This is a genomic window from Micromonospora rifamycinica, from assembly GCF_900090265.1.
Classification (GTDB): Bacteria; Actinomycetota; Actinomycetes; order Mycobacteriales; family Micromonosporaceae; genus Micromonospora; species Micromonospora rifamycinica.
Genome location: NZ_LT607752.1, coordinates 3,357,648 through 3,381,950, shown reverse-complemented (window position 1 = coordinate 3,381,950; position 24,303 = coordinate 3,357,648). Strand labels below are relative to the sequence as shown.

23 protein-coding genes are annotated in these 24,303 nt (G+C 70.9%); 15 read left to right on the top strand and 8 right to left on the bottom strand.

The features are described 5' to 3' along the window. The first annotated feature begins 4 nt into the window (after positions 1 to 4). The 7 genes from GA0070623_RS13705 (at position 5) to GA0070623_RS29970 (ending at position 5,198) form a co-directional block, all read left to right on the top strand. A complete protein-coding gene (locus GA0070623_RS13705) occupies positions 5 to 1,642 on the top strand; it encodes a recombinase family protein (RefSeq protein WP_067307608.1) in 1,638 nt (545 codons plus the stop codon). A 935-nt stretch (positions 1,643 to 2,577) separates the two neighbouring features. Then, positions 2,578 to 2,709: a hypothetical protein gene (locus GA0070623_RS31395; RefSeq protein ID WP_269458982.1), complete on the top strand. Its 132-nt coding sequence runs from the start codon at positions 2,578 to 2,580 to the stop codon at positions 2,707 to 2,709. 146 nt (positions 2,710 to 2,855) lie between these two features. Then, positions 2,856 to 3,338, top strand: a complete 483-nt coding sequence (locus GA0070623_RS13700) for a hypothetical protein (RefSeq protein ID WP_067307610.1) — start codon at positions 2,856 to 2,858, stop codon at positions 3,336 to 3,338. Between the two features lie 326 nt (positions 3,339 to 3,664). Continuing rightward, the gene (locus tag GA0070623_RS13695; RefSeq protein ID WP_067307613.1) at positions 3,665 to 3,874 is read left to right on the top strand and encodes a hypothetical protein; all 210 of its coding nucleotides are present in this window, start codon (positions 3,665 to 3,667) and stop codon (positions 3,872 to 3,874) included. A gap of 79 nt (positions 3,875 to 3,953) precedes the next feature. Next, a complete protein-coding gene (locus GA0070623_RS13690; RefSeq protein ID WP_067307616.1) occupies positions 3,954 to 4,529 on the top strand; it encodes a hypothetical protein in 576 nt (191 codons plus the stop codon). Further along, positions 4,526 to 4,780, top strand: coding sequence for a hypothetical protein (locus GA0070623_RS13685; RefSeq protein WP_067307619.1), 255 nt, complete (start codon positions 4,526 to 4,528; stop codon positions 4,778 to 4,780). The genes GA0070623_RS13690 and GA0070623_RS13685 overlap by 4 nt, the downstream gene beginning before the upstream one ends. A 112-nt stretch (positions 4,781 to 4,892) precedes the next feature. Then, positions 4,893 to 5,198 (top strand): hypothetical protein, encoded by a 306-nt coding sequence (locus GA0070623_RS29970; RefSeq protein WP_157517529.1) that lies wholly within the window; start codon positions 4,893 to 4,895, stop codon positions 5,196 to 5,198. Between the two features lie 1,135 nt (positions 5,199 to 6,333). Here the strand turns inward: GA0070623_RS29970 and GA0070623_RS29965 are convergent. From GA0070623_RS29965 to GA0070623_RS29960, 3 genes are all read right to left on the bottom strand, one after another. Next, entirely contained in the window at positions 6,334 to 6,891 is a 558-nt protein-coding gene (locus tag GA0070623_RS29965; protein ID WP_157517530.1) for a hypothetical protein, read from the bottom strand. Further along, the gene (locus tag GA0070623_RS13680; RefSeq protein WP_089004044.1) at positions 6,878 to 8,656 is read right to left on the bottom strand and encodes a tetratricopeptide repeat protein; all 1,779 of its coding nucleotides are present in this window, start codon (positions 8,654 to 8,656) and stop codon (positions 6,878 to 6,880) included. The genes GA0070623_RS29965 and GA0070623_RS13680 overlap by 14 nt, the downstream gene beginning before the upstream one ends. A gap of 591 nt (positions 8,657 to 9,247) precedes the next feature. Further along, a complete protein-coding gene (locus GA0070623_RS29960; protein ID WP_157517635.1) occupies positions 9,248 to 9,421 on the bottom strand; it encodes a hypothetical protein in 174 nt (57 codons plus the stop codon). A 203-nt stretch (positions 9,422 to 9,624) separates the two neighbouring features. On the opposite strand from GA0070623_RS29960, the gene GA0070623_RS13675 reads away from it, so the two are divergent. Continuing rightward, positions 9,625 to 9,840 carry a winged helix-turn-helix domain-containing protein gene (locus tag GA0070623_RS13675; RefSeq protein WP_231932780.1) on the top strand — a complete coding sequence of 72 codons (216 nt, stop codon included), beginning with the start codon at positions 9,625 to 9,627 and terminating at the stop codon, positions 9,838 to 9,840. Positions 9,841 to 9,890: 50 nt separating this feature from the next. On the opposite strand, the gene msrA is transcribed toward GA0070623_RS13675, so the two are convergent. Together msrA and GA0070623_RS13665 are read right to left on the bottom strand one after the other, a co-directional pair. Next, positions 9,891 to 10,553: a peptide-methionine (S)-S-oxide reductase MsrA gene (gene msrA, locus GA0070623_RS13670; RefSeq protein ID WP_067314026.1), complete on the bottom strand. Its 663-nt coding sequence runs from the start codon at positions 10,551 to 10,553 to the stop codon at positions 9,891 to 9,893. A 103-nt stretch (positions 10,554 to 10,656) separates the two neighbouring features. Beyond that, positions 10,657 to 11,070: an HIT family protein gene (locus GA0070623_RS13665; RefSeq protein ID WP_067314024.1), complete on the bottom strand. Its 414-nt coding sequence runs from the start codon at positions 11,068 to 11,070 to the stop codon at positions 10,657 to 10,659. A 125-nt stretch (positions 11,071 to 11,195) separates the two neighbouring features. On the opposite strand from GA0070623_RS13665, the gene GA0070623_RS13660 reads away from it, so the two are divergent. The 3 genes from GA0070623_RS13660 (at position 11,196) to ilvA (ending at position 15,166) form a co-directional block, all read left to right on the top strand. Then, complete coding sequence (locus tag GA0070623_RS13660; protein ID WP_067314022.1) at positions 11,196 to 12,335, top strand: cystathionine gamma-synthase; 1,140 nt, start codon at positions 11,196 to 11,198, stop codon at positions 12,333 to 12,335. A gap of 17 nt (positions 12,336 to 12,352) precedes the next feature. Beyond that, positions 12,353 to 13,762, top strand: a complete 1,410-nt coding sequence (locus GA0070623_RS13655) for an amidase (RefSeq protein ID WP_067314037.1) — start codon at positions 12,353 to 12,355, stop codon at positions 13,760 to 13,762. Between the two features lie 183 nt (positions 13,763 to 13,945). Continuing rightward, positions 13,946 to 15,166: a threonine ammonia-lyase gene (ilvA, locus tag GA0070623_RS13650; protein WP_067314035.1), complete on the top strand. Its 1,221-nt coding sequence runs from the start codon at positions 13,946 to 13,948 to the stop codon at positions 15,164 to 15,166. A gap of 74 nt (positions 15,167 to 15,240) precedes the next feature. On the opposite strand, the gene greA is transcribed toward ilvA, so the two are convergent. Together greA and GA0070623_RS13640 are read right to left on the bottom strand one after the other, a co-directional pair. Next, the gene (gene greA, locus GA0070623_RS13645; RefSeq protein ID WP_172898402.1) at positions 15,241 to 15,741 is read right to left on the bottom strand and encodes a transcription elongation factor GreA; all 501 of its coding nucleotides are present in this window, start codon (positions 15,739 to 15,741) and stop codon (positions 15,241 to 15,243) included. Between the two features lie 143 nt (positions 15,742 to 15,884). Continuing rightward, positions 15,885 to 16,319, bottom strand: a complete 435-nt coding sequence (locus GA0070623_RS13640) for a DUF4307 domain-containing protein (protein WP_067314020.1) — start codon at positions 16,317 to 16,319, stop codon at positions 15,885 to 15,887. A 179-nt stretch (positions 16,320 to 16,498) separates the two neighbouring features. On the opposite strand from GA0070623_RS13640, the gene mca reads away from it, so the two are divergent. From mca to GA0070623_RS13625, 3 genes are all read left to right on the top strand, one after another. Beyond that, entirely contained in the window at positions 16,499 to 17,380 is an 882-nt protein-coding gene (gene mca, locus GA0070623_RS13635) for a mycothiol conjugate amidase Mca (RefSeq protein WP_067314018.1), read from the top strand. Positions 17,381 to 17,429: 49 nt separating this feature from the next. Then, the gene (locus GA0070623_RS13630; protein ID WP_067314016.1) at positions 17,430 to 17,714 is read left to right on the top strand and encodes a hypothetical protein; all 285 of its coding nucleotides are present in this window, start codon (positions 17,430 to 17,432) and stop codon (positions 17,712 to 17,714) included. Between the two features lie 249 nt (positions 17,715 to 17,963). After that, a complete protein-coding gene (locus tag GA0070623_RS13625; RefSeq protein ID WP_407937981.1) occupies positions 17,964 to 20,432 on the top strand; it encodes a putative bifunctional diguanylate cyclase/phosphodiesterase in 2,469 nt (822 codons plus the stop codon). Positions 20,433 to 20,947: 515 nt separating this feature from the next. Here the strand turns inward: GA0070623_RS13625 and GA0070623_RS13615 are convergent. Further along, positions 20,948 to 21,982, bottom strand: a complete 1,035-nt coding sequence (locus tag GA0070623_RS13615) for a phosphatidylinositol-specific phospholipase C domain-containing protein (protein WP_067314169.1) — start codon at positions 21,980 to 21,982, stop codon at positions 20,948 to 20,950. 135 nt (positions 21,983 to 22,117) lie between these two features. Between GA0070623_RS13615 and GA0070623_RS13610 the strand changes: the two genes are divergently transcribed. Beyond that, positions 22,118 to 24,154 (top strand): thioredoxin domain-containing protein, encoded by a 2,037-nt coding sequence (locus GA0070623_RS13610; RefSeq protein WP_067314167.1) that lies wholly within the window; start codon positions 22,118 to 22,120, stop codon positions 24,152 to 24,154. Positions 24,155 to 24,303 lie beyond the last annotated feature (149 nt).

The following is a 24,303-nucleotide window of genomic DNA, read 5'->3' as shown; positions in this document are numbered from 1 at the left end:
AGCCATGATCACCGCTCGCCCCGCCGCCTACGTGCGGCAGTCGTCCGCCCGTGCGAACAAGTCCGAGGCATCCCCGGCAACGCAGCGCACCGCCACCACCGAGCGCGCCAACCACGACCACCCCGGCGCAACCGTCCGCATGTTCGAGGACATCGACCGATCCGGCTATCAGGTCGGCGTGGTCCGTGAGGCGTACGACCAGATGGTAGCGGCGATCAAGGCCGGTGAAATCACGCACCTCTATGTCTTCTACGTCTCCCGCCTCACCCGCCAAGATCCGCGTATCGCTCTTGCCGAATGGCTGCCGCTGCTCGCCGGTGGCCTGACCATTGTCAGCATCACCGAAGGCACATTCGGCCCGGATAATACGATGGATCTGATCCACCTTCTGCTGCGAATGGACGCCGCCCACAACGAGTCAAAGAACAAGTCCGCCGCAATCAAAGCCGCAAAGGCCCTTGCGCACGCCGCCGGGGGACATCTCGGAAACCCGCCGTTCGGATTCCGCACCGTCGAGCGCATGGCGCAGACCCCCGCAGGCGAGCCGGTCGCCATCCGCGCCCTGGTCATCGAGCCGACCGAGGCATACGCGCTGCGGGTGGCCGTGCGCGCCGTGCTTTTCGGTCACGCCGTGCACGCCGTGGCCCGCTACTTCGACCGCCGGGGCATCCGTACGCGCGGCGCAACGGTCGGCCGCTCTCGCGCGTCGGGTGCCTGGTCGGACCGGAACCTAAACAAGCGGCTGCGAGACCCCCGCATCGCTGGCCTGCCGGCCGTCGCCGTGCTCGATGACCGGGGCAACATCACCGGCTACCGCACCGCGTACGACCTGGAAGACGCCCGCGTGCTGCCGCCCCCGGAGCAGCCGATCATCACCACCGATGAGTTCTGGCGTCTGCAAGCCATCCTCACCGGCACCGCCCGGTCGATCCAATCCGCCGACGAGCCGGCCCTACTCTCAGGTCTGGGCATCCTGTGGTGCGAGTGCGGGTACCGGATGAAGGCGCGTCGGTTCGTCGCAAACGCCACCCTGGCGAATCGCGACGCCTACATGTGCACCGCCCCGGCGGGCCGGCACTCTAACACCATCAGCTTGACCGCGCTCGATGGCTGGGTCCGCATGCGAATCGACCGCCTGCTCAACTCCATCGATCCGGCCGACGAGGACCAGACCACCGCGTCGATCCTGGCCGAGGCAACCCGCCGCTACGGGGCCGCGACCGCGACGCCGGAGACCGCCGTGCAGCGTGCCGCAGTGGCCGCCGAGCTGGCCGACGCATCTGCCGCCCTCGATCAGCAGTCCGAGGCCCTGGGTACCGCCTCGGGTGCCGCCGCCGCAGCGCTTACCCGCGCCGTCACGGTGACCGGTGCCCGCGTCGATGCCCTTACCGCCCGCCTGGCCGAGCTGGACGAGCAGGCCACCGCGAAACTACCGTTGGACCTCTGGACCTCCAGCGCGTACGGCGACGAGCGGACATGGTGGGACGGCGCGACGGTGGGGGAGCGGCGCGACTTCGTGACCCTGTTCGTTGACCGGATCACGGTGCGCCGTGCGGCATCCAAGGGTGGCCGCCCGACCAAGGCTGACCCGTGGGGCACCGTGAACGCCCGCGTAACGCTGTATTGGGCCGGCACTGCATAGGTCGCGCACGCCCCGTCCCGCCCGGTGTCAACAAGTGGCCCGCTACGTGCCCCGTAGCGGGCCACTGTGCGTCCGCCGTCCCCCCCGATGCCCCCGGACAGCCCGCACGGCCGGCAGCGTGGCGTACAGCCCGCTTCCGATGCCATCCCGCCGCAGCCCCCGCCCGCTGGTCGACAGCGCCGCCGAGGGGGTGCCGACGCGGGTGCGCCATCCGGGGGGTAATGGAGTTCGGACTCTCGTTGCTTCCTCGCCCGCTTTCCTTCCCCATTCAATCTGTCCTATTTCCTCCCCCTTATAACCCTCTACCATAACTAACTGTAGTTGCTTATAGTGCTCTCTGTAGTCCCTGGGCGTCCCCTGCTGCGCCCGCGCCCGGTGATGGGTGCGTTATCAGGGGGTAAGTGACGGCAGGGTGCCGACACTCGCCGGTCCCGGGTGCGCCATCCGGGGGGTAATTCTTGGGCCGCCCCGCTGCGCCCGCGTCCGACCCCCGCAGCCCTTACATCGGTGAGGACTTACCACCTGGCAGGTAGTCGGGCCGCCCCCGCTGCGCCCGCACCCGTCAAGATCGGGTTTCCCCCCTTGTAGGACGTATTCGGTGACAACAGAGGTGGTCCGCCGCTGGTTTCCCCCCGATGGGGACATACAGAGTGCGAGACAAGTGTGGCCCGCCGGCCCGCCCCAGCCATCCGCCCGGCAGCGCCGCAAGCCTCTGAACAGGGCGTTTTACCTCTGTGGGACGTACTTAGTACAAGCCCCCCGCACGACCACCGCCCGAGACGGGCGGACCCCGCGCACCGCGACGACCGGCAACCCGTCCGCGCGCACCCCGACCCGCCCGGTCATGAGTGAGCCGATCTTGGTTGCCGCCAGGAGATCGGCCCACCCATGTCCGGGCGGTTTCGCCGTCTACCACTGCCCAGAGTGGAGGAACCATGACCGCCCCGACGATCACCCGCCGCACCACCGCGACCCGGCCCCGGCCACTGACTGACGAAGCCACCACCGCGTTCCGCGCGAACGTGGCCGACTACCTGGCGCACCGCGCCGCCCGCCTGTCCCGATAGGGCAGCCCCCCGCACCGCGTGTATGCGACACACACGGCGCGGCCAGCAACACCGAAAAGCCAACGCCCCGGGCGTTGTGGGAGGTCGCATCTCCCACAACGACCGGGGCGTTTTTCGTTGCCCTGCAACCGATTGGAGGTGACCCCGTGGACGCATACCGATACGGCGACGAGATGACGCCGGCCGCCCGCTCCGCAGCCTGGGCCATCGAGACCTGGCTAACCGACCTGGAAACGTTCCGCTGGCTGATCGGCCGGTTCACGGAAGGCCCGGCGCTGTTCGAGGCGTACCTCTCCACCCTGGAAACGCTCGACTACGACGCTGACCCGGTGCTGATGACCGGTGCCCCCGGTGGCATGTTCGCCGACACGCAGATGATCGGCGCTCGCGTGGCCGTCAAGCGCGGCCCGGCCGTTGGCGAGATCATGCCCGCCGGCCGCAAGACGTTCGCCGCCGTCGCCCGCGAATACCTCATGAGCGCCGTAGTCCACGGGAAGCGCGGATGGTTGGGCGTGCATCTCTGGCGGGGTGCCCCGATCTACACCGACCGCACCCGCCGCGAGCGCCTGATCATGCGCGACCGCACGTACACCCGGCCCGGCGATCGTCCGCTGTGGGAGCGGCTGTGATGCGGCAGCTCATGCACACGCTCGCCCGCCTGGCCGCTGCGTGCCTGGCACCGTCGCCGCTCGGCCGCCTGACGCCGCAGACCTGGACGGCCCCCGGTGAGCGCCGCTCTACACCCGTTTGGAGTCTCCCCGATGCCTAACCCGCTGACCGCCATTCACGTCTCGCCCGAGCGCCGGCACGAGCTGTTGATAGCGTCCGACTTCCGTTGTGAGGCCAACGGATGCGGCCACCGGGCCGCCTACGTAGCGATCCTGTCGACCGGTGAGATCGGCACCGCGTGCGGAGTCTGCGCGACCCCGCCCTGTGCCCCGCTCGGGGTGGCCGGATGAGCAACCGTGACCGCCGCCGGGCCGCCGAGTTCGCCGCCCTGATGGCCGCCCGCGACGCCCGCGCCGCCCACCCCCGCAACGTCCGCCACGCCGCCCGCAACCGCGACGAGTGGCAGCGCCACCGCGCGCACGTCTCGCTGTGGCCGGTCCCCGGCTGCCTCGTCTGTGAAGAGGCCGCCCGCGACCACGACCCGTTCGCCAACTGATCCACCCCGCCGCCGGTCGGTCACCGGCTACCCCTCGCTCGGAAACGCGGAGACGCCCGAGCAACGGAAGAGTTCCCCCGTGTCTAACGTCCAGTTCCCCAACCTCGACACCGCCGTCACGCAGACCAGCCACGGCACCGAGCACCTCGCCAAGCCTGGCCGCCGCGCGCCGCACCTGCCGCCGTTCATTGACGAGATCGCCGCCGAGGTGCCCGAGGTGGCCGCCGCGCTCGACAAGCTGACCGCCGCCCTTGAGGCCCTGAAGGCGTCCGCCGACAAGATGGACGACCTGGCCGACGAGTACGCCGACGACAAGGCCGAGGTGAAGGCCGCCGCGCTGGCCGGCAAGGTGAGGCAGCCCAAGCCGGATGTGTTCTGGGAGGCCCGCCGCGATGAGATCATCGCCGCGCACCGCGCCCTGATGCCGCCGGCTGTGAACGCGCAGTTTGCGTTGGTGGAAGCCGCCGCGCCGTACGTGGAGGAGCGCAAGGAGCGCGACCGGGACGAGATCCGCAAGGCCACCGACCGGCTCGCCATCCTGATCGGGCGCTCGACCCCGTACAACGCGCACACCAACGTGGTTGACGGCTTCCTGCCGCTGGGCAGCGTGGACAACATCCTCCGTGCCCTGCGCGTGATCGGTGGTGCCCGGTGAACCAGCGATACGACGACGCCGGCCAGCCGATGACCGCCGCCGAGGCCGCCGCTTGGGACGCCGAGGTGGACGCGAGATTCGCCGCCATCCGTGCCGAGCGGGAGGCCGCCGAGCAGCCCGCCGAGGAGCAGCCCTCGGCGGGCCGGTCCGCCGAGGACATCGGCCGTATCGCCCGCCAGATCAAGGGTTACGAGCGCCAGACGCCCGAGCACATCGAAGACATCGCCAAGAGAATCCGAGGCCCGTTCTGATGAGCCAGCAACGCCACGACATCGGCTGGCAGAAGGCCAACCGCGAGGGTGCGCCGCCGCCCACCGCCGCCGCGACGCCAAGGCCGCCCGCGCGGCTGCCCTGCTGGCCCGTGTGGAGGCCGCGACGCTGGCCGCCGAGCACGACGAAGAGTTTCACATCCCCGAACGTGCCCGCGCCGCTGGCGTGCTGGTGGCCGACGAGCCGCAGCCGACCCCCGCGCCCGACCCGACGCCCGCGCCGCAGCCGGCAACCCCCACGCGGGACTGTCGCCACTGTGGCGAGCCGTTCCCGGTGCAGGGAGAGGGCCAGTGGCGCTACTGCTCGCACGCCTGCCGCACCGCCGCACGCCCGCCGGCACCGCCGGCCAAGGGATCGATGCGAGATCGTCCGCATCGGACCCTGCTGGGCAGCAAGTGAAAGCCCCGGCTCCCGCCATTCCGACCACCCTGGGGAGGTGAATTCGATGAACCTGAATGACGCCATGGGCAATTTCCTGTGGCCGTCCAGACCTCCGGCCGGTCCCGTACGGTACGGCGGCCCGGCATGTCCGATGAGGACTTCTACCGGGCCGAGGTAGCCGCCGGCACGTCCCCGGAATTGGCGCGACGGTTGGCCGGTCTGCCCCCTGTGCCGCCGGACAATGAAGAGTGAATGAGTGACGCAAGCGCGTGTGTGTCTGTTGCCCACGAGCAGGCACACACACGCACGCGCCTATGTCCACGCTGTCGACGCAGACCTATTCCAACAGGCGAGCCGATGTGCGTTGCGTGCTGGCATGAATTGTGATAGCGATGATGAGTTGCAATTAGTTTGATGACGAATGTGCGAGCGAACGAAATGCATTGTTCCGTTGTGGAATTGCGCGCGTGCGTTCGCCGCACCGTTCGCAGGTCAGCGCAGGGGGTGGGGGGTGCCTCCCACGCCCCCGCCTCGCGCTCTCCCGGTAGGCATGGCAATTTCCTGTCAGCCCGGAATTCTTATGATTCCCAAATGCCGCGGGTTTCCCATAATCCCGTATTGTTACCCATTAAGGAGTCCTCCAATGCACGACAATTCCTGCCGCAAGCCGCCCGGTGTGGACATGGGCAGCCGCCCGTGTGACGGCTGCTCGCGCTGGCTGTCGATCTCACAGGTCAACGATGGCCGCGACTATTGCTGCGGCGAGTGCCGCGAGCGAAACACTAGGCGCACGCGATGAAGGTTTGCCCGCAGTGCAACACCGAGCGGCAACTCTCGTCGTTCGGCCGCGACCGCCGCACGGCGGACGGATACCGCCGGCTGTGCCGGCCGTGCCGCATTGAAAACCGCCGGCTACACGCCCACGTGCGCCAGGCGATGCGCCGCCGGGACTACGCCCCATGAGCCGCCCGGACTATCCCGCCCACGAGACCGGCCCGGCCCCGATTGGACCGGTCAAGTGACCGCCCTGACGCCGGCCGCCCGGCACTGCCCCGGCTTTGATCGGGGGGTTGGGGCACGCTACCCTACTGCAAAAGCAATATCGCCGGGTCAGCTGCGCTGTAGATTCGCAGGCTCGGTTTTCTTCAAACGCTTACAGCCCTAAAGATGATTTGATTGCTCCTGCGGCGACTCCAGCGCCAATTGAGGTCGCCAGCCCCAGGGCCCACTGTCCTGAACTCTTAAGGTGTCTGAACAGTTCGCGATCTTCGCCTTTCTCTGCTGCGGATATCGCTTGGCCGATCGACACGACAGCGAGGTCCTCGTCGGTCGTTTCCGCGCGATTGCGCATTTCCGCACGTAGAGATTTCAGCTCGGATGCAAGAGTTTTAAGGTCGACCTCCGTTGCGTCTCCTTGTGCGGACCCAAAGGTTACAGTCGTAACTTGGGCACGCTTCCCCATCGCTCCGACTTGCGCATTGTCGCGCACTTCATATTTATCCCCCATTATTACTTCCTCTCGATAATCAGTTCCGTGGCCTTGAATGAGGTTACCTATAGTGGTGCCGGGGAGAAACTGACTCACGATCTGAGTGATCTGGACGGCTTCATTGTTCCGGGGTTCTTGAGCCTCGATCCTTAAACGAAGAATGTCGAGCACCTTGAGAAGTACGGTCAATTCATTCAGGTCATCGCCATCAGCCTCCGGCACGGCGATCACCTTCTGGAATGACCGCGGAAGTGTCGCCGTCCATAGGTGCCGGAATGGCCGCACCCAGCACGCGCTTGAACTCTTCGTCGCCGAGAAGGTCTCGTTGGCGTGCCAACCATTGAAGATCAATCGCTAAGTCGGGGGAGCCAATACTCCTACGTATGCGGTGGCTCTCGGCGTTCAAGGAGACGGCAGCGGCAGGATTGCCTTGGAGGGTGCGAACGGCGCCCAATTGGCTCAGAGCGCTGGCGATTCCTAATTGGTCGCCCATCTCAGACCGAATTTGCATCGAGCGTTCAATGAATTCGGTGGCCTGCTCGTAATCACCACGCTCCTGTGCGACGATGCCGAGCTGATGATAGGTGGCGGCCGTTGCTCGCTGATCGCCGATCTGCTGGAATGTGCTGAGCGCCCGATAGTAAAATTCGGTGGCCTGCTCGTAATCACCACGCTCCTGTGCGACGATGCCGAGCTGATGATAGGTGGCGGCCGTTGCTCGCTGATCGTCGATCTGCTGGAATGTGCTGAGCGCCCGATAGTAAAATTCGGTGGCCTGCTCGTAATCACCACGCTCCTGTGCGACGATGCCGAGCTGATGATAGGTGGCGGCCGTTGCTCGCTGATCGTCGATCTGCTGGAATGTGCTGAGCGCCCGATAGTAAAATTCGGTGGCCTGCTCGTAATCACCACGCTCCTGTGCGACGATGCCGAGCTGATGATAGGTGGCGGCCGTTGCTCGCTGATCGTCGATCTGCTGGAATGTGCTGAGCGCCTGATAGTAAAATTCGGTGGCCTGCTCGTAATCACCACGCTCCTGTGCGACGATGCCGAGCTGATGATAGGTGGCGGCCGTTGCTCGCTGATCGTCGATCTGCTGGAATGTGCTGAGCGCCTGATAGTAAAATTCGGTGGCCTGCTCGTAATCACCACGCTCCTGTGCGACGATGCCGAGCTGATGATAGGTGGCGGCCGTTGCTCGCTGATCGTCGATCTGCTGGAATGTGCTGAGCGCCCGATAGTAAAATTCGGTGGCCTGCTCGTAATCACCACGCTCCTGTGCGACGATGCCGAGCTGATGATAGGTGGCGGCCGTTGCTCGCTGATCGTCGATCTGCTGGAATGTGCTGAGCGCCTGATAGTAAAATTCGGTGGCCTGCTCGTAATCACCACGCTCCTGTGCGACGATGCCGAGCTGATGATAGGCGAGCCCTGCCTGCTCAAAATCTGCGGATTCCCGTGCCTCTATCAGCCTCAGCTCCGCCTCCTCCGCAGAAGCCACCAGCTGATCGTGCCTTCTTTCGGCGCCCCTCAAAGCTGGGTTGATGTTTGCGGGATCAGGCGGACGGTATTCGGGCGTCGCGGTGCGAGCCACTAGGTGGGCTATTTCATCGATAGCATCCTGAAATTTCGGAGGATCCCATGACGTAAGATCGACATAGCGGCGCCCTCTAAGTTCAGGCGGCGCTGCGGAATCTCCAACCTTGACCGGTATCAGTGTTCTACGGTTGGTCGCAGCCTGCACGACGATCGCCTCACGTTCGGCGCTCGCCCACGTACCTTCCGGCACGCCGCCGAATAGAACGACGTAGGATTTGGCGGCGTTAATGGCTGATCTCAATTCCGCGACTATGCTTCCGCCTGGACGAATCGTCCACTCGTCGAGCCAAACTTTGACGCCACGCTCCTGTAGCCCATCCGCAATAACTCTAGCCAATTGTCGGTTTGGGCCGCTGTAGGAAATGAAAACGTCATAGGATGCAGCCACTCCCTACTTGCCTCCTCATCGGATAACGCGGGCATCAAACGCGGTTGACCGCTGGCCGCAGCTAACTAAGGTTGCAACAGGGCTTGGACTTCGCGCAAGAACTGTCAGATCATTTACAGCATTGCCGCAAAATGGCACATACTGGCTGACAGTAGTCCGGCGGAGGGTCGCGCATATCGGTGTCCTCATCTGCCGCGATGCGCGCTCATGGCGGAGTTGAGCGCGCTACCCCGTCGGCCTGGCCGCCTCGCTCGCCGTGATGGCGCGCCTCGCTTGGCCCTGTTAGCGACCGGCGCGGCCGAGACGCGAGGGTGGCGGTCGTAGACCACGGCAGGCGACCGGCGTACCCATGTGCGCAGTTGACGGGTATTGAGGAAGCCCCGTCGCCTCCGCACATGGGCCACGAGCAGCTCCGATGACCTGCGGACCAGGAAAGAACGAGATCATGAGCACCGCCGTCACGAAACCCGGCCGCGACACTGCCGAGCCGACGCAGGACGCCGCCGACCTCGCGCTATACCTTCTCCTGCCCGCTTGACCGCAGACACACGAAACCCCGGCACCTACATGGGTACCGGGGGTTTGGTCGTTTCAGGCCCGCCGGCACCTCGACGCGTGCAGTTCGATCGCCTCGGCCAGTTCGGAGAGCGCCGTACATCGCTCGGCCGCGACCACCTCGCCGCACTCCACCCGTCCGGCCCACAACGGCCACCGCCATCCGTTGATGTCGACCGGCACCCGTAGCGGTTTCTCTTCGGACAGCATCGGCACCTCTCCAGAAACGGAACGGGACGCCCCGCCGCTTGCCAGGCGACGGGACGCCCCTCGTGCGTGCAGCGACCCGCGCCGCCGTCACGGCTACCGCTGATCGCGCTTCCACCTGGCAACCTAGTGCCACCAATGCGACCAGGGCAAGCAGTGCCAGAGGTGTAAGTAGGGCATGCATGGGAACGCGCGACCCTGTGCGCGTGCAGATCCCTCACACTGCCCGAGAGATCGAGGCCGACCTAACCCGGCGGATCGGGGCCGGAGAGTTCCGGCCCGGCTCGCGCCTGCCGACGTATGACGCGTTGGCCGAGGAATATGGCAGCGCCCGCCGGACCGTCGCCCGTGCGGTGGACGCGCTCAAGGCTCGCGGCCTGGTCGTCGGGGTGTCAGGCTCCGGCGTCTACGTGGCCGAGTAGCCCCCGGCCGCCCGCTCCCCGCAGCGGCGACCGGGGTGTGTTTTCGCTGCTCAGCCGCCCATCCGGGCGACCCCCACGGGGCACGTCATGCCGTTCGGGCCAATACCACACCATCCGTCAGGGTTTTTCGTCGGGGCCAGGTACTGCTGGTGGTAGTCCTCGGCGAAGAAGTAGTCGCCCAGCGGGGCGATCTCGGTGGTGATCTCACCCTTGCCGGCCCGCGCCACGATCGGCGCGAACGCGTCCCGGGAGGCCTGCGCGGTGGCCAGCTGCTCGTCCGAGGTGGTGTAGATCGTCGAGCGGTACTGGCTGCCGACGTCGTTGCCCTGCCGCATACCCTGGGTCGGGTCGTGGTTCTCCCAGAACACCTTGAGCAGGTCCTCGTAGCTGATCACGGCCGGGTCGTAGACCACCTGGACCACCTCGGCGTGCCCGGTCATCCCCGAACACACCTCCTCGTACGTCGGGTTGGTGGTGTAGCCGCCCGCGTAACCGGCCGACGTGGTGAGCACCCCCGGCAGGGTCCAGAACAGCCGCTCGGCACCCCAGAAGCAGCCCATCCCGAACACGGCGACCTGGGCGCCCGCCGGGAACGGACCCTTCAGTGACGACGCCAGCACCTCGTGCCGGTCCCCGACCGGCATCGCGATCGGGCGGCCGGGCAGGGCCTGGTCGGGGCTGATCATCTCGGCCTTCATGCGGCGAAGGAACACGGTGGAACTCCTCTCGTACCTCTCCCCGCGTGCAACGCCGGCGGGTACCGCTTCCTTACCCGCTGGGCCGAGCCTCTCGCCCGACCGGCCGCAGAATGTCGGCTCAGCGCAGGGCGGCGGCGACCCGCCCGGCGTGGGAGGCGGCTTCGGTGTCGTCGGCGTACCGGGTCCGCGGCCAGAAGAAGCCGCGCAGGCCGTCGCCCTTCGTCCTGGGCACCACGTGGGTGTGCAGGTGAGCCACCGACTGGGACACCCGGTTGTTCATCGCCACGAACGTCCCACCGGCCCCCAGGCCGGACTCCACCGCCGAAGCCAGGCGCTGCACCAGCCCGAAGTAGCCGGACAGGTCGGCCGCCGGCAGGTCGGTCAGGGTGACCAGGTGGGTGCGGGGCACCACCAGGACGTGCCCCTTGAAGACCGGCCGGGTGTCCAGGAACGCCACCCCGTCCGGCTCGTCGGCCACCCGGAACGCCGGCACCTCGCCGGCCACGATCCGACAGAACACACAACCGTCCACCCGCGCAGCGTAAGGCCCCGCGCGCCCACCCACCACGCGGAGCGGGTGCCGCCGGGGCGCAGGCGCGGGGTGAGCGGGTGCGGGTTCCGTCCGGCGGATGGGAATGGCCCGCTAACGTCTGCGGGATGAGTCACGGCTTCGAGACACTCGCCATCCACGCCGGGCAGGATCCGGAGGCCCGGACCGGCGCGGTGATCCCACCGATCTACCAGACCAGCACGTACGCCCAGGACGCCGTCGGTGCGCCCCGGCAGGGCTACGAGTACAGCCGCTCCGGCAACCCGACCCGCGACGCGCTCCAGGAGTGCCTGGCCGCGCTGGAGGGCGGCCGGGTCGGTCTCGCCTTCGCCAGCGGTCTGGCCGCCGAGGACACCCTGCTGCGGACGGTCTGCCGACCCGGCGACCACGTGGTGATCCCGGACGACGCGTACGGCGGCACCTACCGGCTCTTCGCCCGGGTGGCCGAGCGCTGGGGGCTGACGTACACCCCGGCGAAGGTCTCCGACGTCGACGCGGTGCGGGCCGCGATCCGCCCCACCACGAAGATCGTCTGGATCGAGACGCCGACGAACCCACTGCTCGGCATCGCCGACATCGCCGCCCTGGCCGGGGTGGCGCACGACGCCGGGGCGCTGCTGGCGGTCGACAACACCTTCGCCTCGCCGTACCTGCAGCAGCCGCTGGCGCACGGCGCGGACGTCGTGGTGCACTCCACCACCAAGTACGTCGGCGGTCACTCCGATGTGGTCGGTGGCGCGCTGGTCGTCACCGACCCGGCGCTCGGCGACGAGCTGCGCTACCACCAGAACGCGATGGGCGCGATCAACGGGCCGTTCGACGCCTGGCTCACCCTGCGCGGCATCAAGACCCTCGGGGTGCGGATGGACCGGCACTGCGACAACGCCGAGCGGATCGCCGCCTACCTGGACAGCCACTCGAAGGTCGCCCAGGTCATCTACCCGGGCCTGCCGTCGCACCCCGGGCACGAGGTGGCCGCCAAGCAGATGCGCCGGTTCGGCGGGATGATCTCCTTCCGGGCCGCCGGGGGCGAGGAGCACGCCGTGCAGGTCTGCAACCGGGCCCGGCTGTTCGTCCTCGCCGAGTCGCTCGGCGGGGTGGAGTCGCTGATCGAGCACCCGGGCCGGATGACACACGCAAGTGCCGCCGGCTCGCCGCTTGAAGTTCCCGGCGATCTCGTGCGACTGTCTGTCGGCATCGAGACGGTCGACGACCTGCTCGCCGACCTGGAGCAGGCGCTGGGCTGACCGTGGGCTGGGAAGAGGTGGCCGTGCAGGACATCATGCCGACCTGGGTGGGGGCGACCGCCAGGCAGATCGCCCGGGGCGTACGCCGGGGCGACGTCTCCGCCACCCAGGTCGTCGCCGACCACCTCGACCACATCGACCGGGTCGACCACGGCCTCGCCGCGTTCCGTGCCGTCCGCGCCGGTGAGGCGATCACCGAGGCGGAGAAGGTCGACGAGCAGGAGGAGCTGGCGAACCTCCCGCTGGCCGGGGTGCCGGTCGCGGTCAAGGAGAACACCCCGGTCGCCGGCCTGCCCACCTGGAACGGCTCGCTGGCCGCCCGTACCCCGGTGGCGGAGGCCGACCACGAGGTGGTGCGCCGGCTGCGCGGGGCGGGCGCGGTGATCCTCGGGGTGACCCGGATGCCGGAGCTGGGCCTGTGGGCGATCACCGACGACGCGACCGCCGTCACCCGTAACCCGTGGGACGTCCGGTTCACCCCCGGTGGCTCCTCGGGCGGGGCCGCCGCCGCCGTCGCGGCCGGCCTGGTGCCGATCGCGCACGGCAACGACGGGCTCGGTTCGATCCGCATCCCGGCGGCCTGCTGCGGCCTGGTCGGCCTCAAGCCCGGCCGGGGGGTGGTGCCGTGCCAGCTCGGCGCGGAGGACTGGTTCGGGCTGACCGAGCACGGCGTGCTGACCACCACCGTGGCCGATGCCGCCGTCGGTTTCCAGGTGCTCGCCGGGCGTCGTCCGGACAAGCTGGTGCCACCGCCCCGGCTCCGGGTCGGCGTGTCGCTCCGCTCGCCGGTGCGCGGCGTGTCACCGGACGTGCCCAACCGGGACGCGGTGGCCGCGGCCGGCCGGCTGCTGGCCGCCGCCGGCCACGACACGGTGCCCGCCGATCCGGTCTACCCGACCGCGCTCGGCCTGCAGGGGATCGCCACCTGGTTCGCCGCCGCCGCGGCCGACGTGCGGGCCGCCGGCATCGACCGGCGGGGCCTGCAACGACGTAGCCGCCGGCACGTCGCGCTGGGGGAGTGGGCGCAGCGCCGCGGGTACGTGCGCGAGGCCGACCGGGCCGCCTGGCGGGAGCGGTCCATCGGCTTCTTCGCCGACCACGCGGTCGACCTGCTGCTCACCCCGGCGCTGGCCGGGCCGCCGCCCGAGGCCACCGGCTGGTCCGGCCGGTCCTGGTTGGCGAACATGAAGACCAACATCCGGTACGCCCCGTTCGCCGCCCCGTGGAACGTCGCCGGCCTGCCGTCGATCGTGGTGCCGGTGGGCCGCCGGCCGGACGGCCTGCCGGTCGCCGCGCAGTTGATCGGCCCGCCCGGCTCGGAGCTGCTGCTGCTCGGGGTCGCCGGGCAGTTCGAGATGCAGGCCCCGTGGACCCGGCACGCCCCCGGCTACCCCCGGGTCGACACGGGCTCCCCCGCCGTCGCCTGACGGTCGCACGGGCTCCCCGGTCGTCGCCTGACGATTGCACGGGCTCCCCGGCCGTCGTCTGACGCGCGAACGTCGCGTGCCCGGTCCCGGGCGGCGGCTGACCTCACCGTGAGCGGGTCGTCGCCGCTGGTGGCGGGTGGTGTCGCCGCCGGTGCGGCCGGGGGCGGGTGGCACGATCGGGGCATGACGGAACTGGTCGACCTCGCCGACGTCCGGGCCGCCCGGGAGTTGCTCGCCGGGGTCACCCGGACCACCCCGCTGGAGCCCTCCCGACCGTTGAGCGCGACGCTGGCCGGGCCGGTGTGGCTCAAGTGCGAGAACCTGCAACGCGCCGGGTCGTACAAGGTGCGCGGGGCGTACGTGCGGATCGCCCGGCTGTCGGCGGCCGACCGGGCCCGGGGGGTGGTCGCGGCCAGCGCCGGCAACCACGCCCAGGGGGTGGCGCTCGCCGCCGGCCTGGTCGGCACCGACGCCACGGTCTTCATGCCGGTCAACGCGCCGCTGCCGAAGGTGGCCGCCACCAAGGGGTACGGCGCACGGATCGAACTCGTCGGCAACACCGTCGACGAGTCGCTGGTGGCCGCGCAGACCTTCGCCGAGCGGACCGGAGCGGTGTTCATCCACCCGTTCGACCACCCGGACGTCATCGCCGGCCAGGGCACCGTCGCCCTGGAGATCCTCGAACAGTGCCCCGAGGTCCAGACGATCATCACGGGGGTCGGCGGCGGTGGTCTGATCTCCGGGATGGCGGTGGCCGCGAAGGCACTGCGGCCCGACGTCCGGATCATCGGCGTGCAGGCGGCCAGCGCCGCCGCCTTCCCGCCCTCGCTGGCCGCCGGGGAACCGGTCCGGTTGCCGGCGTTCGCCACGATCGCCGACGGTATCGCGGTCGGCCGACCGGGCGAGCTCACCTTCAGCCACGTCCGCAAGCTGGTCGACGAGATGGTCACCGTCACCGAGGAGGACATCTCCCGGGCGTTGCTGATGCTGCTGGAGCGGGGCAAGCAGGTGGTCGAGCCGGCCGGCGCGGTCGGAGTGGCCGCGCTGCTCGCCGGGGCCGTGCCGGCGCGGACCCCGGCGGTGGCGGTGCTCTCCGGCGGCAACATCGACCCGCTGCTGATGATGCGGGTGATCGAGCACGGCCTCGCCGCCGCCGGTCGCTACCTGCGGGTCACCGTGCGCTGCTCGGACCGGCCCGGCCAGCTCGCCTCGCTGCTCACCGAGATCGCCGGGCACCGGGCGAACGTGGTCGACGTGGAGCACCAGCGGGCCACCCCGCACCTGCGCCTCGGTGAGGTGGAGGTGGCGCTGTCGGTGGAGACCCGGGGGGTCGAGCACTCCGACACGCTGATCAGCGCCCTGCGGGCCAGCGGTTACCAGGTGGTCCTCACACCCGGGACGTGACACCGGTGGGTGCCCCGCTCCGGGGGTACGCGAGCAGCTGCCGCCGGGTCGCGCGGACCCGGCGGCGCGACGGCTCAGCCGGAGAAGGGCTCGAAGCTGACGATGGTCACCTTGATGTCCGCGCCGCTGGGCGCGGTGTAGGTGCAGGCCTGACCGGGACGGCCGCCGAGGATGGCCTGGCCGAGCGCCGCCTCCGGGCTGTAGACCGTCAGCTCGGTGGTGGCGGCGATCTCCCGCGAGCCGAGCAGGAACGTCTCGGTGTCGTTCTCGTCGTCGTCGAAGTAGATCGTCACTACCATGCCCGGTGCCACCACGTCGGCGGTCGGCGCCTCGCCGACCTGGGCGGTACGCAGCAACTCCTTGAGGTAGAGGATCCGGCCCTCGGCCTTGCCCTGCTCCTCGCGGGCAGCGTGGTAGCCGCCGTTCTCCCGCAGGTCGCCCTCTTCCCGCCGGGCGTTGATCTCGGCGGCGATGACCGCGCGGTTGGCGATCAGCTCGTCGAGCTCGGCCTGGAGGCGGTCGTGCGCGTCCTGGGACAGCCAGGTGGCGGGCGCCTTGTTGTCATTGATGGACACAGGCGTACTCCTCGGATGTGCGGACTGGCTGACAGGTGACTTACCAACCTACCAGTGGAGCGCACCCACCGGGCGTGGTCGATCACTCGCTCGGGGGACCGGCGCGGCCGTCGCCGCTCGGACCGCCGCTGCCGGCCGGCGGTTCAGCCGGCCGGGCGGCAGCGGACCACCTCGCCGATGAACGGGCGTCCGGTGGTGGTGAGCCGGTGCCGGGCGGTGACGTGCCGCTGGCCGGGGGCCGCGGTCACGGTCACCTCCTCGTGGCCCACCTCGGCCCCGTCGTGGGAGCGGGCCCGCACCAGGCACACCGCCGAGCCGCCCGGCGGCACGGTCACCCGGAAGTCGACCTGCACCCCGGTGTCGGTGATCCCGGTGTAGGTGATCACCTCGGGCTTGTACTCCGGGTCGCCGTACCGCTGGTAGAGCTGGGTCGCGGCGAGCACCAACCCGGTGATCAGCACGGCCGCCAGCAGCCAGCGCAGCAGCGGTCGGCGGCGCTCGGGCTCGCGCCGGCGTCCGTACCGGCCGGGCGGGAAGACCGGCGCGGCCCCGGGAATTGTGGCGTGCGTCTCGGTCACCGGCGGGTATCTCCTGGCGTTGTTGTCGGCGGCATCGGCAAGAATGTCAGGGTCCATCTTCCCAGTCCGGGACCGAGCCCGGTGTGGCAGGTCGGCAGCCGTGCCGGCAGGTCACCGCGGCAGGTCAGGCGAGCGACCCGGACCGGGCCGCCGACGGGCACAGACGAGGAGCGCCCACGTTGGCAGAGAAGCTGCGTCTCATGGCCGTGCACGCACACCCGGACGACGAGTCCAGCAAGGGTGCCGCCACCATGGCGAAGTACGTCGCCGAGGGGGTGGACGTGCTGGTCGTGACGTGCACCGGGGGCGAACGGGGCAGCGTGCTCAACCCCAAGCTGGACCGCCCCGACGTGTGGGCGAACATCGGCGAGATCCGCCGGGCCGAGATGGACGCCGCCCGGGCGATTCTCGGCGTCGAGCAGGCCTGGCTGGGTTTCGTCGACTCGGGTCTGCCCGAGGGTGACCCGCTGCCGCCGCTGCCCGAGGGGTGCTTCGCCCTCCAGGACGTCGACGTGGCGGCCGGGCCGCTGGTCAAGCTGATGCGGGAGTTCCGCCCGCACGTGGTCACCACCTACGACGAGGAGGGCGGCTACCCGCACCCCGACCACATCATGTGCCACAAGATCAGCATGGCCGCGTTCGAGGCGGCTGGCGACCCGGCCCGCTACCCGGAACTGGGCACCCCGTGGCAGCCGCTGAAGCTCTACTACGACATCGGCTTCTCCCGGGGCAAGTTCCTGGCCCTGCACGAGGGCATGCTCGCGGCGGGCCTGCCCTCGCCGTACGAGGACTGGCTCAAGCGCTGGGACGAGCGGCCGGACAAGGGCACGCGGATCACCACCCGGGTGGAGTGCGCGGAGTACTTCCCGGTCCGCGACGACGCGCTGCGGGCGCACGCCACCCAGGTCGACCCGGACGGCTTCTGGTTCCAGATGCCGATGGAGCTCCAGCAGCACGCCTGGCCGACCGAGGATTTCCAGCTGGCCCGCTCGATGGTCGAGTCCCCGCTGCCGGAGTCCGACCTGTTCGCCGGGGTGCGGGAGGCCGCCCATGCCGGGTGACCACTGCCCGGGGCTACGCTGAGACTCCACCGCACATCGGAGACATACCATGCTGAACGCTGTCCAGGTGCTCGCCGAGAACAACTTCGGCGACACCCGCACGGGCGGCCTGGCCGGGCCGATGGGCCTCTTCCTCATCGTGCTGCTCGGCACCGCCACCGTCCTGTTGATCCGCAACATGAACTCCCGGCTGCGCCGGCTGCCCGACCGCTTCCCCGAGCCGGGCGGCCCGGTCGGGACCGATCGGACCGATTCGTCGGTCCCCGGTCCGCCGGACGGGACACCGGGGCAGGAATCACGTCCGAACCCGTCCAGTGGTCACCAGCAGCCCTGACCGAGGTGGCTGGCGCGTGAATCACGCCGATCCGGGTCGTCGCCCCCTGTTGCGGTCAACCGGATTGGCTTAGCCTTCCGCCGGGGGACGTAAGTCCCTGAAGCCGTGCGCGGGAGGGGGTGCCATGACCGTCGCAGCCGCGTTCCTCCGTCGCGCCGTCGACGGCCCCGCGGACGGAGCCGGGCGGTGAACTCCGGCAGGGCTGGCGCGTCCGGCGACGGTCCTGAGCCTTCGGACACCCCCTGGCGGGTGCGCCTGCTGACCGTCGCCGTCGCGGTGACGGCGTTGGTGGCGGTGGTGCTCGGCCTGCGCCTGCCGGTCGACCTGCCGCCCGACGACCCGGTCCCGGGGGCGGCCCGCTTCGGCATCGCCGTCGTCGTGTTCGCGGTGGCCCAGCTCGCCCGGCTGAGGTTCCGCACCGCCACCGGCATGGTCAGCCTCACCTGGGGCGAAGCGGCGCTGATCGTCTGTCTGCACCTCACCCCGGCCGGCTGGTTGCCGGCCGCCGCGCTGCTCGGCACCGGGGCGGCCTGGACGGCGATGTCGCTGGCCGCCGACCGTCGTGCCCCGCTGGAGCTGGTGCGGATCGCCACCTCGCTGACGGCGGCGACCGCGCTCGCCGTGACCGTCGCCACCGCCCTCGGTGCGCCGCTGCTGGCCGGTCCCACCCCGGCGCTCGTCCCCGCCCTGGTCGTCGGCGCGGTCGGCTACCTGCTCACCACCGCCGGGCTGGGCGGGGCCGCCCTGGCCCTGCGGCACGGCACGGCGGTCGGCCCGCCGCTGCTCGCTGCGGTGCGCGGCAAGTTGCTGATGTTCGTCGGCAACGTGGCGGTCGGCCTGGTCGTGGTGGCGCTGCTGGAGATCGACCCCCGCTGGCTGCTGGTGCTGCCCCCGCTGCTCTGGCTGCTCCAGCAGACCTACCGGCACCGGCTCCGCGCCGACCAGGAACAACGCACCTGGCGTGCGTTCGCCGAGGCGACCGCCGCCCTCAACCAGCTCGACGAGCGGGGGGTGGCCACCGCCGCGGTGACCGGCGCGCTCGCCCTGTTCGGCGCCGAACTGGTGGACGTGGACGTGGCCCGGGGCGACGGCCGGTGGCGGCGCTACCGGGGGGACGCCTCCGGTCAGGTGCGGGGCCGGGAGGTCGGGCCACCCGACGGGGCGGCCCCGGACGCCGGCGAGCTGGTCCGCGCGCTGGTCGTCGGCGACGTCCAGGTCGGACAGTTGCGGGTCCGGTTCCCCGCCGCCGGCCCGCCGGGCGACCGGGAGCGGGACGCGCTGGCCGCCTACTCCGACGCGCTGGCCGCCGCCCTGCACGACGCGGCGACCCACCGGGAGCTGCGGCTGGTCAGCGCCCGCTCGTCGTACGACGCGGTGCACGACGCGCTGACCGGACTGGTCAACCGGACGGCCCTGCTGAGCAAGGGTGACCAGGCGCTGCGGCAGCTCGCCCACGACCACCCGGTGGCTCTGCTGCTGCTCGACATCGACCAGTTCAAAGAGGTCAACGACACCCTCGGGCACGCCGCCGGTGACCGGCTGCTCCAGCTCACCGGCAACCGGTTGGGCGACCTGGCCCGCTCCGGTGACCTGCTCGCCCGGCTCGGTGGCGACGAGTTCGCCCTGCTGCTGACGTCGGTCCCGGTGCTCGGTGACCGGGCCGCCCCGATGGCGTACGCGCTGCGGCAGGCCCGGGAGATCGCCGAGCGGCTGGCCGCGCCGACCGAGGTGGCCGGGGTACGGATGTCGGTCGAGGTGTCGGTGGGGGTGGTGGTCGCCGGGGCGGGCACCGCCGACCTGACCGAGCTGCTGCGCCGGGCCGACATCGCGATGTACCAGGCGAAGGAGGGCGGCGGCAGCGTCGCCGCGTACGACAGCGCCCGGGACGCCGCCAGCACCGACCAGCTGGCCCTGCTCGCCGAGCTGCGGGAGGCGTTGCAGGCCGAGGACCAGCTGGTGCTGGCCCTGCAACCGGCGGTCGACCTGGCCACCGGCGCCCCGACCGGGGTGGAGGCGCTGATCCGCTGGCAGCACCCCCGGCGGGGCTGGCTCAGCCCGGCCGACTTCATCCGCCCGGTGGAACACAGCGAACAGCTCGGCACCTTCACCCGGTACGTGCTGGACAAGGCGCTCTCGGTGGCCGCCGGGTGGGCCCGGGACGGGCTGGACGTGCCGATCTCGGTGAACCTCTCGGCGCGCAGCCTGCTCGACCCCCGGCTGCCGGCGGAGATCGCGGACGCGCTGCGCCGGCACCAGGTGCCGGCGCACCGGCTGGTCCTGGAGATCACCGAGACGGTGGTGATGAGCGAGCTGGAGGTGATCGACGAGGTGCTGGCGAACCTGCGCACGATGGGCGTCCAGTTGGCGGTCGACGACTTCGGCACCGGGTTCTCGTCGCTGTCCTTCGTGACCCGGATCGCGGTGGACGAGTTGAAGGTGGACCGGTCCTTCGTGATCCGGATGGCCGACTCGCCGGAGGCGGCGGCGATCGTCCGGGCCACCGTCGGGCTGGCGCACGAGTTGGGGTTGCGGGTGGTCGCCGAGGGGGTGGAGACGGCCGAGCAGCGGGCCGCGCTGGTGGCGCTGGGCTGCACCGCCGCCCAGGGTTACCACTTCTTCAAGCCGATGCCGGCCGACAAGATCGGCGCGGTGCTCGGCTCGCTGCGTGACTCCGCCGAGTCGAACGTCTTCCCCCTACGCGCCGACGGCGCCTCCTGACCCCGCCGCCCCCGTTCGTCCCGTCTTATCCCGCCCGCCCCTCCCACCCGCCATTTCCCCGTCCCGCCCGTCCGCCCGTCCGCCCGTGCGCCCGCCCGTGCGTGCGTCCGTGCGTGCGCCCGTGCGCCCGCCCGTGCGCCCGCCCGTGCGTGCGTCCGTGCGTGCGCCCGTGCGCCCGCCCGTGCGTGCGTCCGTGCGTGCGCCCGTGCGTGCGCCCGTGCGTGCGTCCGTGCGTGCGCCCGTGCGTCTTATCCCCGTCCCGTCCGCCCTCCCGCCCGTCCCGGGGGCGTGGCGGCGCCCGTAGCGATCCATGATCGTGCTCGATCCACGATGTAGTGGTCTCGGAGGGATGTGAGGCCACTACAACAGGGATCGAGCACGATCTTGGTGCGGGGGTGCGGGGGTGCGGGGGTGCGGGGGTGCGGGGGTGCGGGGGTGCGGGGGTGCGGGGGTGCGGCGGTGGTGGTGGCCCGCGCGCCGGCCGTCGGAACGCGGGCCACCTGACGGCGGGTGGGTCAGCCGCGGGGAAGAACCTCGCCGACCACCGTCGGCAGCGCCGCCCAGTCGGCGGACGCCACGCTGGCGTGGGCGGCGGCGAGCTGGGCGAGCCGGGCACGGGCGGCCGCCGGGTCGGTGTTGCCGACCGCCGGGGGGACGTTCTGCGCGTCGGTCATCACCAGCAGGTAGTGGTTGGTGTCGTACCAGGACGTGTCGATGCCGCCGGTGACGTACGCGCTGGCGTCGCCGTCGAAGAGCACGAACCACGGGCGCAGGCCGGTGTCGGCGTACCGGCTGCGCGGGTCGCCGGCCTGGGCGCGGTGCACCGCCGGGAACGCCTGTGCCTGGCCGAGGGTGCCGGCCGCCGCCAGGCCGACGAGGTGCTGGGCGTACTCGATGTCGGTCCACAGGGTGTCGGTGGGGTTGCCCTCCTCGACGGTGCCGGGGATCAGCTCCACGATCACCTTTCCGGCGAGCTGCGCCCGGGTGGGCCAGGCGTTCGCGCGGGCGGCGGCGTCCAGGGTGGCGTATCCGCCGCGCAGGTCGGCGGGGCGGAACACCCGGCTGCCGAGCCGGGCGGCGAGCACGGCGTCGAGCTGGACCGGCCCCTGTCCGGTACGGCTGCTGAAGCCGGTCTTCAGCTCCAGCTTGAGTTGCAGCGGGCCGGCGTCGGGGTGGGCGTCGAACCAGAGCCTGATGTCGTCCAGGCAGTGCTCCAGGTTCTTGTTGCGGGTGCCGGTGTAGAGCTGCGCGGGGGTGGTGGCGGCGACGCAGTTGTTGTCGTTGCCCAGCGGGTTGGAGTGGCTGACCCGCCACTGCTTGGTGATGATGTCCGGCCAGACGTCCAGCTCGATCAGGCCGGGGCGGGCGTCGAGCGCCTGCGCCAGATAGGGGTACGTGCCGCGTTCGTACGCGTTGTGCGTACCGACCACGGTGGTCGCCGAGACCCGGGTGCCGGGGTCCACCGCGGCCGAGGCGTGGCCGGTGGTGCCGAACACCGCCGCGACCACGGCGACCGAGGTGAGCGCCGACAGGAGACGGGAACCGCGCATGGGGACCTCCTCGCGGCCCGGTGCCGATCACCGGACCCGAACAGATCAAAGTCGATGAATGTTAACGGGGGAAGGCCCGATGTCGGCGCAACGGTTGCCCCGGCGGGTGCGCCCGGGGGTGGATAGGGTCGTCGGGTGAACCGACTCGCCAAGGCCACCTCGCCGTACCTGCTCCAGCACGCCGACAACCCGGTCGACTGGTGGCCGTGGTGCGACGAGGCGTTCGCCGAGGCGAAACGGCGGGACGTCCCGGTGCTCGTCTCGGTCGGCTATTCCGCCTGCCACTGGTGCCACGTGATGGCCCACGAGTCGTTCGAGGACGAGACGGTCGGCGCACTGGTCAACGCCGGCTTCGTGGCGATCAAGGTGGACCGCGAGGAACGCCCCGACGTCGACGCCGTCTACATGACCGCCACCCAGGCGATGACCGGCCAGGGCGGGTGGCCGATGACGGTCTTCGCCACCCCCGACGGCACCCCGTTCTTCTGCGGCACGTACTTCCCGAAGCCCAACTTCGTCCGGCTGCTGGAGTCGGTCGGCACCGCCTGGCGGGAGCAGCGGGAGGCGGTGCTGCGGCAGGGCGCCGCAGTGGTCGAGGCGATCGGCGGCGCCCAGGCCGTCGGCGGCCCCACCGCCCCGCTCACCGCCGAGCTGCTCGACGCCGCCGCCGACCAACTGGCCCGAGAGTACGACGAAACCAACGGCGGCTTCGGCGGCGCACCGAAATTCCCGCCGCACATGAACCTGCTCTTCCTGCTGCGGCACCACCGGCGCACCGGCTCGGCGCGCAGCCTGGAGATCGTCCGGCACACCGCCGAGGCGATGGCCCGGGGCGGCCTGCACGACCAGCTCGCCGGGGGGTTCGCCCGCTACTCGGTGGACGCCCACTGGACGGTGCCGCACTTCGAGAAGATGCTCTACGACAACGCCCTGCTGCTGCGGGTCTACACCCAGCTGTGGCGGCTCACCGGCGACCCGCTGGCCAGCCGGGTGGCCCGGGACACCGCCCGGTTCCTCGCCGACGAGCTGCACCGCCCCGGGGACGGCTTCGCCTCCGCGCTCGACGCCGACACCGAGGGGGTGGAGGGCCTCACCTACGCCTGGACCCCGGCCCAGCTCGTCGAGGTGCTCGGCGAGGACGACGGCCGGTGGGCGGCCGACCTGTTCGACGTCACCGAGGCGGGCACCTTCGAGCACGGCACGAGCGTGCTGCGGCTGGCCCGGGACGTCGACGACGCCGACCCGGCGGTCCGGGACCGCTGGCGCGGTGTGGTGGGCCGGCTGCTCGCCGCCCGGGACACCCGCCCCCAACCGGCCCGCGACGACAAGGTGGTGGCCGCCTGGAACGGACTGGCGATCACCGCGCTCGTCGAGTTCGTCCAGGTCGCCGCGCTCCTGGTGGCCCCCGACGACGAGGACGCCAACCTGATGGACGGTGTGGCCATCGTCGCCGACGGGGCGCTGCGGGACGCCGCCGAGCACCTGGCCGCCGTGCACCTGGTCGACGGCCGGCTGCGCCGCGCCTCCCGGGACCGGACGGTCGGCGAACCGGCCGGGGTGCTGGAGGACCACGGCTGCGTGGCCGAGGCGTTCTGCGCGCTGCACCAGTTCACCGGCGACGGGCGCTGGCTGGAGCTGGCCGGCGGCCTGCTGGACGTCGCGCTGGCCCGGTTCGCCGCCCCGGACGGCGGCTTCTACGACACCGCCGACGACGCCGAACGGCTGGTCGCCCGCCCGGCCGACCCGACCGACAACGCCACCCCGTCGGGCCGGTCGGCGATCGTGGCGGCGCTGACCGCGTACGCGGCGCTGACCGGGGAGACCCGCTACCGGGAGGCGGCCGAGGCGGCCCTGTCGACCGTCGCGCCGATCGTCGGCCGGCACGCCCGGTTCACCGGGTACGCGGCGGCGGCGGGTGAGGCGCTGCTCTCCGGGCCGTACGAGATCGCGGTGGTCACCGACGACCCGGCCGGGGATCCGCTGGTCGCCGCCGCGCACCGGCACGCCCCACCCGGCGCGGTGGTGGTCGCCGGCCGGCCGGACCAGCCCGGCGTGCCACTGCTCGCCGGTCGGCCCCGGGTCGACGGGCTGCCCACCGCGTACGTCTGCCGGGGGTTCGTCTGCCAGCGGCCGGTGACCTCGGTCGACGACCTGGTGACCCAGCTCGGCTGAGCCGGCCTGCCGCCGCCGGTCGCCGGCCGCTGAGCCGGTCGCCGGCCTCCGGATCGGCCGGGCGGACGGGGTCGGCCCGGGCGGACAGGATCGGCCGGGCGGACGGGGACGGCCGGGCGGACAGGATCGGCCGGGCGGACGGGGACGGC

Excerpts from the sequence above, each read along its gene's own strand:
- GA0070623_RS13705 (WP_067307608.1), top strand. The coding sequence starts at position 5 with ATGATCACCGCTCGCCCCGCCGCCTACGTGCGGCAGTCGTCCGCCCGT.
- GA0070623_RS31395 (WP_269458982.1), top strand. The coding sequence starts at position 2,578 with ATGACCGCCCCGACGATCACCCGCCGCACCACCGCGACCCGGCCCCGG.
- GA0070623_RS13695 (WP_067307613.1), top strand. The coding sequence starts at position 3,665 with ATGAGCAACCGTGACCGCCGCCGGGCCGCCGAGTTCGCCGCCCTGATG.
- GA0070623_RS29960 (WP_157517635.1), bottom strand. The coding sequence starts at position 9,421 with ATGCTGTCCGAAGAGAAACCGCTACGGGTGCCGGTCGACATCAACGGA.
- GA0070623_RS13660 (WP_067314022.1), top strand. The coding sequence starts at position 11,196 with ATGAGTCACGGCTTCGAGACACTCGCCATCCACGCCGGGCAGGATCCG.
- ilvA (WP_067314035.1), top strand. The coding sequence starts at position 13,946 with ATGACGGAACTGGTCGACCTCGCCGACGTCCGGGCCGCCCGGGAGTTG.
- GA0070623_RS13630 (WP_067314016.1), top strand. The coding sequence starts at position 17,430 with ATGCTGAACGCTGTCCAGGTGCTCGCCGAGAACAACTTCGGCGACACC.
- GA0070623_RS13615 (WP_067314169.1), bottom strand. The coding sequence starts at position 21,982 with ATGCGCGGTTCCCGTCTCCTGTCGGCGCTCACCTCGGTCGCCGTGGTC.